Raw genomic sequence first — 11,554 nt, 5'->3', positions numbered from 1 at the left:
CTCGATGGTCGTCGCCTGGGTCATGACGATTCCCTGCACGGCGATCATGGGCGGGATTGCCTATCTCGTGCTCACGGCGACCTTCGGCGGCGCGCTCTAAGGAACCACTGATTCATTCGGCACCTTGCCTTTGCGTATCTGCACTGTCCTCTCGTCGCCCTACAATCCTCAGCGTAGCTCTGCTACGCCTCCGGTTTGTCTCCTAGAGAGATACAGCGCATCTACGCAAATTCAGGGCACCTCATTTAATCAGCGGTTCCCTAAGCTATCGATCCGCCAGTGGTTCCCTGAACGCTGGCTCTGGCAGGAAAGGGAATCTCATCCTCTTTTCAGCAGAAGCTGTTATGCTTCTACTGGAGGGAGGATTTTTTTTGAAGAAAATACTTGTGACGTTCCTGCTGACAGCGGCGATGGCGTTTTCTGTCTCCATTGTGGCGGCGGGCTATTATATCGGCAATTATCTCGTGGATTTCGGGCTCGTGCGCGGTGCGTCGGACAACCCGCAGGCGCCGCCGCGCGCCTATGCGTTGCTCATGCCGCCGGGGACATGGAACTATACGCGTCCTGATGCATCGAGCGAGGAGTGGCGGCTCATCTCATCGGATGGCCTGCATCTGACGGCGACGCACTTCCGGTCGGAGCGGCCACGCGGGAATTGGGCCATCATCGTGCATGGCTACGGCTGTACACAGGAGAATTCCTACTATCTCGCTTCACATTATCTCGCGCAGGGATACGACGTGCTCACGCCGGATCTGCGCAGTTCTGGAAAGAGTGAAGGACGGTTCGTGACGATGGGGCTGCGCGAGAGCGGAGATATCGTTGGTTGGGCGCAGGAGATTGCCGCGCGCAATCCTGAGGCCCGCATTGTGCTGCACGGTGTGTCGATGGGGGCGGCGACCGTCATGATGGCGGGAGCGTCGGATGCACTGCCGGTTCAGGTGGCGGCGGTGGTCGAGGACTGTGGCTACACGAGTGCCTACGATTTGCTTGCCTATCAGATGGAGATATCGTTCCGCCTGCCATCTTTCCCAGGGATGAATCTGCTCGATTGGCGCTGCCGGAGCCGGGCGGGATTCTCCCTGCGCGAGGCAGCGCCAATCGAGGCCGTGCGCCATGCGCGCGTGCCCATGCTGTTCATCCATGGGACAGCGGATACTCTGGTGCCAGCCTCCATGGCGGAGACGCTTTATGCCGCATGCACTTCGGAAAAGGAACTGCTGCTTGTGCCCGAGGCCATCCATTCAGCTGCCTCACAGAAGGATGCCGCACGCTATGACAGGACGGTCATGTCATTTTTGCATGGAAAGATGCATTAGCTGCCGGGGTATTGGAAAAGCTCAGTGGCTGTGACGGACAGGCGGCAGGAGTTTTTCTTTTGGCGGAGAAAAGATATAGTGAGAGAAAAACCGCTGGCATCTGCCAGCGGTTTGAGGAAGGATGATATATGATGGATGATACTACGAGAGAAATGCTTGCCCACTACAATGCGCGGAGCTATGCGAAGCCGCGCAGCATGCCGGAAGTGACGGCACGCTACAATCTCAAGCGGCAGCAGTACCAGGATCTGCGCAAGATGGACGCACCGAACCATGAACAGCTTTCCATGCTCTATGCCGAGGCCAAAGTGCTTGGCTGGGTGCTTGGCAAGGAGGAAAAAACGGTGATTCGCGAGCTCAATTCCTGAGAAGATTGCGGGGGCAACCGGTGGCCTTCCGTCCGGTCATGCCACGCTGTTCAGCTTGCGTAGCTGTCGGTGTGCAGGAACTCGCGCTCGATGACTTGGCCGCCTGCGAGGTAGAGACGGTAGACGCTTGGATGGAGACGGCTGCCAGTGCTCTCGAGACGGATGGTCTTGCCGCCGAGATCAGCCCGTGTGCCGAGAATGTAGACGGTGAGCGTGTGGCCGTCGGCGTTCGTGAGCAGATAGACGCTGTGCGCGAGCTGGTTGCGGAACTGCAGGTCGATCTGGCCGTCTGCGACGGTTGCGTCGAGTCCCGGCGGGCAGTAGGCGGAGGGCAGCGCGTGCGATGTCCGTGCCGTCGGTGTGAGTCCGGCGAGCAGGATGGCATTGTAGAGCGTAGAACTCACCTGGCAGACACCGCCGCCGATGCCATCGGCCAGCTGGCCGTCAAGGATGACGCCTGCGACCTTATAGCCCGCGGCCGCCGTGCGCAGGCCGACAGTATCGTTGAACGAGAAAATATCGTTCGGCTTCACGAGGGTGCCATTGAGCTTGCCCGCTGCGAGGGTGATGTTATGTCCGCGGTTGCCAGGGGTATACTGTGTATGGTAGCTTGCGAGCACGCCGTCGATGGAGGCAAGTGCGTCGTCCGTGATGACGGGCTCAGTCTCTTCGACAGGAATCTCGGTGCGCACGGTGAGCGCGAGGGCCGATAGCTTTGGCGCGACGGTATCGTAGAGTGCTGAAGTGTCAGCCTGCCGTCCTGTGAGTGCCATGTGATGCTCTATATTCCCCTTGGGTGAGAGCGTGAGACTGGCATTTTTCGGCGCGCGCGCGAGGGAAGCAGTTATGGCGCTGAGCTTCGATTGCAATTTGTCATCACTATAGGTGGCGGTGAGTCGTACATCTTTGCCGAAGAGCGCGATGCGCATCTGCGTAAGTGTATTGGTGAGCGGGCTGCCGTTGCGTCCTGTGTCGTAGGCTTCCCTGACAGCTTGTTCGACACTTGGTGTGAGATCGATGTCGGCTGCCTGGATATCCCAGTGCTGCGGGCCGTTCGTTACGATGAGTGCGGTCTTCTTCATCTTTGTACGTGCTTTTGCAAGGAAAAATTGACGGGCTTCTGTCTCTGACATGCCGGCGAGCGACTGTCCTTCTGACTGTACGCCGAGGATGACGCGGTTGTGATTGGTGATGGAGACGGAGATGCCGCCGATGATGCAGATGGCAAAGGCAATCGAAATGGTGGTGATGGCCAGGATCTTTTCTATTGAGAATGGTAGATGCATCGCATAGAACTCCCTCGAATTTTGATATAGCTATTATAAAATAATATGAGAAGTTTGAAAAGACAGGAGGCGGCGAAATGGCGGATGACTTTGCAAAAGATGATGCGAGCGGAGCGCGCAGCGCGCAGGAGGAGGCGCGGGTGCGCGTGATGTCGGATCGGGAGCGCACGGACTACGATGGTGTTACCCTCGAGGAGACGTCGGATGGGCATGCCTATGAGACGCTGCGCGAGGAAGAGGCGCGGCGTGCCCATGTTATTTTCGAGACAACGGGCACGGGAGATATATTCAGTACTGCACTGCGGCAGATACTTGGGCCGCATTGGAAGTGGAAGCTCGGACTTGCGGCGGGGGCGATTGCCTTCGGGCTGGTGTTCTTCTTCATTGCGTTGCCAGTGCTTTCTGTCCTCTGTGTTGCAGCCGCTGTCTTTTGGATTGTGGGCCGGTTCCTGCAGGGGTGAGCAGATCTTGCGCAGGGAAAGGATGGTCTTTCGGCGTGTAACATACGAGAAATAGAAAGACCGCCGCAGGGGGGAACCTGCGGCGGTCTTTCACACACACAATAGAATCAAAAGTTACAGGGGGATGGAGGATAACGGTAAGTAGATATCATGTGTAACTGAGGAGGGGTCAACAGCTACCTGATGGATTCGCTTAACGTCATATTTCCCTTTGACGTCTTTTATTTTACGTTCGAGCAGCGGCTTGCGCAAGACGTTTTTTCGTATTTTTGCAGAAAAAAAGAGGTTTTTTTGTAGTTTTGTGAAATGTAACAGTAATAGATGTAAAATTCACATCCACATGTGCAAAGTTCAGAAAAGGGGGAAGGATTGTGCAGACAAGACAGCGCAGGGAGCAGGTGCTCATGGTGCTTAAGGAAAGGAGACGCGTGACCATCGAAGGGCTGGCGAAGGATCTCGAGGTTTCGACGATGACGATTCGCCGCGATCTAAGGCGATTGGCAGATGAGGATATCGTGACGCTGGTCCATGGCGGCGCTGTTTACAATGAGGGCGGCGCCTATCTTCCTGCGCTCACGGTGCGCGAGAAGACGATGCGGCGGGAGAAGAGCGCGATAGCAGAGTATTGCGCGCAGCAGATCCCCGAGGGGAGTGCCGTCTATCTTGACAATGGTTCGACGACGGTGGAGATTGCCGATGCACTGCGCGGCAAGCAGAATATTGCTGTACTCTCCCATTCTCTGCCTGTTCTCAATATTCTTTCCCATGCGAAGAATATCCAGCTCATCTCTGTTTCCGGTATTTATGAGCCGCGCGCGAAGGGGTTCTTTGGCGATCTTGCGCTGCGCATGCTGCGCCAGTTCCGCATCGATATCGCTTTTCTCGGTGTGACAGCAGTCGATGCCGAGGATGGCGTGATGTCCGCGGTCTTTTATGAGCAGGCGCTCAAGAAGGTGCTCGTCGAGCGTGCGAAAAAGAAAATCCTCGCCATCGATCATACAAAGATTGGTGGTTCGTCTTTTCTCAAGGTGTGTGATTTGCACGAGATTGATGGAATCGTGACAGATAAGTTCGCAGATGCGACGTTTATCGCCAAAGCGAAGCGGATGGGAATCGAGGTCGCACAGGTCTGAGACGTATCTTGCTCCTGGACACCATTCCGCTTCTTTTTATGCATGTATCCGGGCCTGAAGGACAAATGCCTGTTTTTATTGACAGGCAGAGGCTTTGCCGTTATCATGGAAGATGTGAAATGGATATGAGTTGCATCTTATGCCATGGAGAGCCTGCCTCGTGCTTCCGTACAGTACGGGGTGGGAGATTGCTTTCGATTTTAGTATGGGGAGGATGATTGTCTCATGAAAGTGGCAGTTCTCATGGGGAGCGATTCCGATTGGCCGATTCTGAAACCGGCCGTCGAGCTTTTGAAGCAGTTCGGCATTGCCGCAGAGGTAGAGGTAGCGTCGGCGCACCGTACGCCCGCGAAGGTACGCGATTTCGTACTCGCGGCGCCGGGGAAGGGCGTCGGCGCTTTCATTGTTGCTGCGGGTGCGGCAGCGCATCTCGCAGGTGTCGTGGCAAGCTATACGACACTGCCGGTCATCGGTGTACCGATCAATGCGACGGCGCTCAACGGCATGGACGCGCTGCTCTCGACGGTGCAGATGCCGTCGGGCATCCCTGTGGCGACTATGGCCATCAATGGGGCGAAGAATGCGGCAATTTTTGCGGCACAGATTTTCGCGGTTTCTGACGAGGAGCTCGCGAAGAAGCTTGCGGACTACCGCGGCGAGATGGTCGAGGGCGTCGAGAAGAAAGCCGCCCGTGTCAAGGCACAGCTTTAATCGCACAGAGCGGGGAGAATCAGAGCCAACTATGTATGAAATGGACTATAAATGGAAGGAAGAGTGCGGCGTCTACGGCGTTTATTCGCGCACGGAGAATGTCTCGGAGATGACGTATTTCGGTCTGTACGCACTGCAGCATCGAGGACAGGAGAGCGCTGGCATCGCACTCACGGACGGCGCGTGGATGGATGTCACGCGCGGCATGGGCCTCGTCAATGAGGTGTTTCGTCATCAGTTGCCGCACATGGAGAACCAGTACATCGCCATCGGGCATGTGCGTTACTCGACGACGGGATCGAGCCTGCTCGCGAATACGCAGCCGCTCATGGTGAATTACGCGGGCGGCAAGATCGCTCTTGCGCATAACGGCAATCTCACGAACGCGGCGGAGATCCGCCACGGGCTCGAGCAGGAAGGTACGATCTTCCAGACCTCCATTGACTCGGAGGTGTTCGTGAACCTCATCGCGCGCTCGCGCAAGGAGACCATCGAGGAACGCATCATCGAGAGCCTCAAGAAGATCAAGGGCGCGTACTGCCTGACCATCATGACGGAGAACAAGCTCATCGGCGCGCGTGATCCGCAGGGGTTCCGTCCGCTCTGCCTCGGCAAGCTTGACGACGGAACGTGGATTCTTTCTTCAGAGACGTGCGGACTCGATGTCAATGACGCGGAGTTCGTGCGCGATATCAAGCCGGGCGAAATGGTCGTCATCGATGACGATGGCGTAAAATCGTATATGTTCGGTGAGGGAGAGAAACTTGCCTCCTGTGTCTTCGAGTATATCTATTTCGCGCGTCCTGACTCCGTAATCGACGGGCAGAGCGTACATGCGGCGCGTTTCAAGATGGGGCGGATCCTCGCGCGGGAGTCGAAGTTCGAGGGTGATATCGTCATTTCGGTGCCGGACTCTGGAACGACGGCAGCGACGGGCTATGCCTACGAGGCGGGTCTGCCGTTCGTCGAGGGTCTCATCAAGAACCGCTACATCGGCCGTACGTTCATCAAGCCGACGCAGAAGGCGCGCGATACGGCGGTGAAGCTCAAACTCAATGCCATCCGCTCCGTAGTCGAGGGCAAGCGCGTCATCATGGTCGATGACTCCATCGTGCGCGGCACGACGAGCGGCAAGATCGTGAGGATGCTGCGCGCGGCGGGAGCTAAGGCGGTCTACATGTGCGTGAGCAGTCCCCCCATTGGCTATCCCTGCTTCTACGGCATCGATACGAGCATTCGCAAAGAACTCATCGCCGCGACGAAGTCAGTCGAGGAGATCCGCGAGTACATTGGCGCGGACGGCCTGCATTTCCTGAGCATCGAAGGGCTCAAGCAGTGCGTCGACTGTGTGCACGCGGATGATATGTGCTATGCGTGCTTCAACAGCGCCTATCCTGTCGCGCAGGGAGAAAAGCCCGCGGGCGACAGCAAGTATGTCTTTGAGCAGCGCAAGTGCTGAGAAATAAAGCAGCGAACAGCAACGGACAACGACTTTGGAGGAATGAAATGTCTGACAAACTTACCTATAAAGATGCAGGCGTCAACATCGACGCGGGCAATTACTCCGTCAAGCTCATCAAGGACAGCGTGCGCGCGACGTACCGTCCGGAAGTGCTCGGCGATCTCGGCGGCTTCGGCGGCCTTTTCGCGTTGCAGGCGGGCAAATACAAGGAGCCGGTGCTCGTCTCCGGCACGGACGGCGTCGGGACAAAGCTCAAGATTGCGTTCCTGCTCGGCAAGCATGACACGGTCGGCCAGGATGCTGTCGCGATGTGCGTGAACGACATCCTCGTGCAGGGGGCGGAGCCGCTCTTTTTCCTTGATTATCTCGCGGTCGGGAAGCTCGATCCGGAGCAGGTGGCGTCCGTCGTCAAAGGCGTCGCGAATGCCTGCAAGGAGTCCGGCTGCGCGCTCATCGGCGGCGAAACGGCGGAGATGGCAGGATTCTATCCTGACGGAGAATACGACATCGCCGGTTTCTCCGTCGGCGTCGTGGAGAAATCCAAGGTCATCACGAGCGCCCGCGTGCAGGAGGGAGACGTTCTCCTCGGCCTGCCGTCGACAGGTGTCCATTCCAATGGCTTTTCGCTCGTGCGCAAGATTGTCTTCGAGCGCCAGGGCATGAAGGGAGACGAATACATCGAGGAGCTTGGCAAGACCATCGGCGAGGAACTGCTGACGCCGACGCGTCTCTATCCGAAGGTCTGCCTGCCGCTCATCGAGAAGTTCGACCTCCACGGCATGGTGCACGTGACGGGCGGCGGCTTCTACGACAACATCCCGCGCGCGCTGCCGGATGATCTTGCGGTTGAGATCAATGATGATGCCTGGGAGATGCCGGTGATCTTCCAGCTGCTGCAGAAATGGGGCAATGTTGACTGGAAGGAAATGTACCGCACGTTCAACATGGGTATCGGCATGATCCTCATCGTGAGCCAGGAAGAAGCGGAGAAAGTCAAGGCACATCTCAGTGGCGCGGGCGAGACGGTCTACACGATCGGTCGCGTCGTGCGCGGTCAGCACGATGTGACGATCAAAGGCGGCGTGTTCGATGGCAAATGAGAAACAGGTGCTCGGCGTGCTCTGCTCCGGTCGCGGCACGGATCTGCAGTCCATCATCGACGCGGTTGCGCGCGGCGAGGTGCATGCAACGATCGGCGTCGTGCTCGCGGACAAGCCGGAGGCCTATGCGCTCGAGCGCGCGAGAAAGGCTGGTATTCCCGCCGTCTGTGTGAATCGCAAGGAATACGAGGATAGGGAGCAGTTCGAGAAAGCGCTCATCGAAGAGCTTGCGCAGGCGGGCGTGACGCTCGTCGTGCTTGCGGGCTTCATGCGCATCCTCACGCCGTATTTCGTCCGCGCCTACGCGGGCCGCATCATGAATATCCATCCGGCACTCTTGCCGAGCTTCCCCGGTGCGCATGCCCATCGCGACGTGCTCGCCTACGGGGTGAAGGTCAGCGGCTGCACCATCCATTTCGTCGATGAGGGCACGGATAGCGGCCCTATCATCGCACAGGCGGCAGTACCCGTACTCGACGGTGATACAGAGGAGACGCTCGGTGCGCGTGTTCTCAAGGAGGAGCACCGCCTCTATCCGCAGGTCATCGAATGGTATTGCGAAGGCAGGTTGCAGGTCGAGGGACGCAAGGTATGCGTCCTGCCGGAGAAATCCTAATTGAAAGTAGTCAGAGAGGGGAAACGAGTATGCAGATCAAACGCGCATTAATCAGCGTATCGAACAAGGCAGGCGTTGTCGAGTTCGCGCGTGCACTCCATGAGGCTGGCGTTGAAATCGTCTCGACGGGCGGTACGATGAAGGCCATCAAGGAGGCAGGAATCCCTGTCACCTATGTGAGCGATGTCACGGGCTTCCCGGAGATCATGGACGGCCGCGTGAAAACGCTCAATCCGTATATCCACGGCGGCATCCTCGCCGTACGTGACAACCCGGAGCATGTGCGAGAAATGAAAGAGCACAAGATCACGGGCATCGACCTCGTGGCGGTGAATCTCTATCCGTTCAGGGAGACGATCGCGAAGCCGGGCGTCACGCTCGCCGAAGCCATCGAGAACATCGACATCGGTGGTCCCGCGATGGTACGTGCCGCAGCAAAGAATTTCAAGTTCGTCACGGTGGTTACGAATCCGGACCGTTACGCGGCTATCGCTGAGCAGGTGAAGAAAGACGGATGTGTCGACGACCGCACGCGCATGGAGCTGGCGCAGGAGGCCTTTGCGCATACGGCGGCATACGATGACATGATCCAGAACTATCTCGCTGAACAGCTGAAAAAGTAAGGAAGCGTTGCGATAGCCGATATGCTTCGGCTGCAGCAACGGAATATGATGAAGGGGCTGCAGGCGCAGCCCTTTTTTGGAGGTAGCATACATGAAGATTCTTGTGATCGGTGGCGGTGGGCGTGAGCACACGCTTGCCTGGAAACTTGCCCAGTCCCCCAAGGCTACGAAGCTCTATGCCATCCCAGGCAATCCTGGCATGGCGGAGATTGCTGAGTGCGTGCCGGATATCTCCATCGAGGATAATAAGGCAGTCGTTGATTTTGCGAAAACACATGACATCGACCTCGCCGTCGTCGGACCTGAGGTGCCGCTCACGAACGGCATCGTCGACGCATTCGAAGCGGCAGGCATCCTCGCCTTCGGCCCGCGTAAGCTCGCGGCGGAGATCGAGGGCTCGAAGTCCTTTTCCAAGGGACTCATGAAGAAATATGGCATCCCGACGGCAAAGTATGAAGTCTTCACTGACGCGGCAGCTGCGAAGGACTACATTCGCAAGGAGGGCGCGCCCATCGTCATTAAGGCGGACGGCCTTGCTGCGGGCAAGGGCGTCGTCGTCGCGATGACGGAGGAAGAGGCGTTGCGCGCGATCACGGACATCATGGAGGCTCAGGAGTTCGGACAGGCGGGTAGCCGCGTCGTCATCGAGGAGTTCATGGACGGCGAAGAGGCGTCGCTGCTCGCATTCACCGACGGCGAGACCATCGTGCCGATGATTTCGTCGCAGGATCACAAGCGTGCCTACGACGGAGACAAAGGTCCGAATACAGGCGGCATGGGCACTTACGCGCCGGCGCCTGTCATGACGCCAGCGCTCGTCGCGCAGGCGAAAGAGACCATCCTCGCACCGGCCATCCGTGCGATGGCGGCGGAGGGCCGCAAGTATCAGGGCTGCCTCTACGCTGGGCTCATGATTACGGCGGAAGGCCCGAAGGTCGTCGAGTTCAACGCGCGCTTCGGCGATCCTGAGACACAGGTCGTCCTGCCGTTGCTGCGCAGCGATCTCGTGGAAATCATGACGGCATGCGCGCGCGGTGACGGCAGCCTGGAGGATCTCGACATCCGTTGGAGTGACGGCGCAGCGGTCTGCGTCGTACTCGCGTCTGGCGGCTATCCGAAGTCCTACCAGAAGGGCTATGAGATTACGGGGCTTGCTGAGGCGGCAGCCAAAGGTGCGCATGTGTTCCAGGCAGGGACGGCAGAGAAAGACGGTAAGATCGTCACGGCTGGCGGACGCGTGCTCGGTGTCGTTGCAGAGGCGGCAGATGTTGCGCAGGCCGTGGAAAAAGCATATGATGGCGTTTCCGCTATCGATTTCAAGGATAAGATGTTCCGCAAGGATATCGCGCATCGTGCACTTGAACGGCTGATTTGATACATGATACAAAAAGTTCCTCTCAAGAAGCGCTTGTCTTTTTTGAGAGGGCTTTTTTCTTTCTTGATAAAGAAATTCATTGGAGTTATCGTTAGCACGTGTTATAATAAATTTTGTTGTCGATGCGATGTTGCTTTCTAATTCGCTGCCAGCGGCATCAGGCTGACATATTGTTACAAAGGAGCATGCTCTATGGATTTTCTCACTTCGCCCGTCCGTTATCTCAAGAAGAAGCAGCCCATCTATCAGATTTCAACGCTGCAATCTCTGATCATGGGGAATTATTATGGCGCGACGACGGTGGAACAGCTCCTGCGCTTCGGAGATATCGGTCTGGGGATGTTCCATGCGGCTGATGGGGAGCTTATCTTGCTCAACCACCGCTGTTACAGAATCCTCAGTGATGGAAGTGCGCGGCTCGCGGCGATGGAAGATCGTGTGACATTTGCAAGCGTTTCGTTCCTCGAGGAAGGAGATACCATCAGCCTCGGTGCCATGGAGAGCCTTGATGCGCTGCGCGGACTTCTTGATGAGCGCGTCGAGTTGCTCGGCGCGAACAATCTCTACATCGTGCGTGTGGACGGCGTTTTTCACCGCGTTGCTGCGCGCACAGAACTCAAGCAGGAGCCTCCGTTCAAGAAGTTTGCCGAGGTGCTCGCGAAGGATGAGCGCCGGTTCGTATTTGAGAATATTTCAGGTTCGCTCGTCTGTTTTTATTTCCCGCAGTATCTCGAGGGGGTGAATACTGCGGGTTGGCATTTCCATTTTCTCGACGATGCCTGCATCTGTGGGGGGCATGTATTCGATATCGAGATGGAGCGAGGCAAGGCGCTGCTCAACAAGACAGATCGATTTGTGATGGATTTGCCGCATAATCAAGAGTTCCAGGATGCCGCGCTCGAAAACGCTTCCAAGGATGAGATCCGTCAGATTGAACAGGGCGGTAAGTGATGCCAAGTTGTACAAATAGAAAACCGTTCCTAAAAATGAAAATTGTTGAAACACGGTCAAAAACTTGACGGGATATGCTATACTATATAGCAAGGATTATAAATTGTATGTACAAATGTACGTTTTGGGACGCGTATACATTTTCCTGA

12 protein-coding genes are annotated in these 11,554 nt (G+C 56.9%); 11 read left to right on the top strand and 1 reads right to left on the bottom strand.

Annotated elements, in window-relative coordinates:
* Window positions 1–371: 371 nt before the first annotated feature.
* Window positions 372–1,319: an alpha/beta hydrolase gene (locus tag F599_RS0103545; RefSeq protein WP_019542160.1), complete on the top strand. Its 948-nt coding sequence runs from the start codon at window positions 372–374 to the stop codon at window positions 1,317–1,319.
* 128 nt (window positions 1,320–1,447) lie between these two features.
* Window positions 1,448–1,687: a hypothetical protein gene (locus F599_RS0103540; RefSeq protein WP_019542159.1), complete on the top strand. Its 240-nt coding sequence runs from the start codon at window positions 1,448–1,450 to the stop codon at window positions 1,685–1,687.
* A gap of 50 nt (window positions 1,688–1,737) precedes the next feature.
* Here the strand turns inward: F599_RS0103540 and F599_RS0103535 are convergent, their stop codons facing one another.
* Window positions 1,738–2,973, bottom strand: a complete 1,236-nt coding sequence (locus tag F599_RS0103535; protein WP_019542158.1) for a VanW family protein — start codon at window positions 2,971–2,973, stop codon at window positions 1,738–1,740.
* Window positions 2,974–3,050: 77 nt separating this feature from the next.
* Between F599_RS0103535 and F599_RS0103530 the strand changes: the two genes are divergently transcribed.
* The 9 genes from F599_RS0103530 to budA all read left to right on the top strand — a co-directional run bounded on the left by F599_RS0103530 (window position 3,051) and on the right by budA (window position 11,405).
* Window positions 3,051–3,434, top strand: a complete 384-nt coding sequence (locus F599_RS0103530) for a hypothetical protein (RefSeq protein WP_019542157.1) — start codon at window positions 3,051–3,053, stop codon at window positions 3,432–3,434.
* Between the two features lie 371 nt (window positions 3,435–3,805).
* On the top strand, window positions 3,806–4,567 hold the full coding sequence (locus F599_RS0103520; RefSeq protein ID WP_072003423.1) for a DeoR/GlpR family DNA-binding transcription regulator: 762 nt from the start codon (window positions 3,806–3,808) through the stop codon (window positions 4,565–4,567).
* Between the two features lie 225 nt (window positions 4,568–4,792).
* Entirely contained in the window at window positions 4,793–5,278 is a 486-nt protein-coding gene (purE, locus tag F599_RS0103515; protein ID WP_019542154.1) for a 5-(carboxyamino)imidazole ribonucleotide mutase, read from the top strand.
* 31 nt (window positions 5,279–5,309) lie between these two features.
* A complete protein-coding gene (gene purF / locus F599_RS0103510; protein WP_019542153.1) occupies window positions 5,310–6,737 on the top strand; it encodes an amidophosphoribosyltransferase in 1,428 nt (475 codons plus the stop codon).
* A gap of 47 nt (window positions 6,738–6,784) precedes the next feature.
* Window positions 6,785–7,840, top strand: a complete 1,056-nt coding sequence (gene purM / locus F599_RS0103505; RefSeq protein WP_019542152.1) for a phosphoribosylformylglycinamidine cyclo-ligase — start codon at window positions 6,785–6,787, stop codon at window positions 7,838–7,840.
* Window positions 7,830–8,456, top strand: a complete 627-nt coding sequence (purN, locus tag F599_RS0103500; RefSeq protein WP_019542151.1) for a phosphoribosylglycinamide formyltransferase — start codon at window positions 7,830–7,832, stop codon at window positions 8,454–8,456. Before purM ends, purN begins: the two co-directional genes overlap by 11 nt.
* 29 nt (window positions 8,457–8,485) lie before the next feature.
* On the top strand, window positions 8,486–9,079 hold the full coding sequence (locus F599_RS0103495) for an IMP cyclohydrolase (protein ID WP_019542150.1): 594 nt from the start codon (window positions 8,486–8,488) through the stop codon (window positions 9,077–9,079).
* Between the two features lie 91 nt (window positions 9,080–9,170).
* Window positions 9,171–10,454 (top strand): phosphoribosylamine--glycine ligase, encoded by a 1,284-nt coding sequence (purD, locus tag F599_RS0103490; RefSeq protein WP_019542149.1) that lies wholly within the window; start codon window positions 9,171–9,173, stop codon window positions 10,452–10,454.
* Between the two features lie 192 nt (window positions 10,455–10,646).
* A complete protein-coding gene (gene budA, locus F599_RS0103485; RefSeq protein WP_019542148.1) occupies window positions 10,647–11,405 on the top strand; it encodes an acetolactate decarboxylase in 759 nt (252 codons plus the stop codon).
* Window positions 11,406–11,554: the final 149 nt, after the last annotated feature.

Source organism: Selenomonas bovis DSM 23594 (assembly GCF_000381005.1).
Lineage (GTDB): Bacteria > Bacillota > Negativicutes > Selenomonadales > Selenomonadaceae > Selenomonas_C > Selenomonas_C bovis.
The sequence above is the reverse complement of the archived record's forward strand: the minus strand, read 5'-3'. Positions and strand labels throughout refer to the sequence as shown.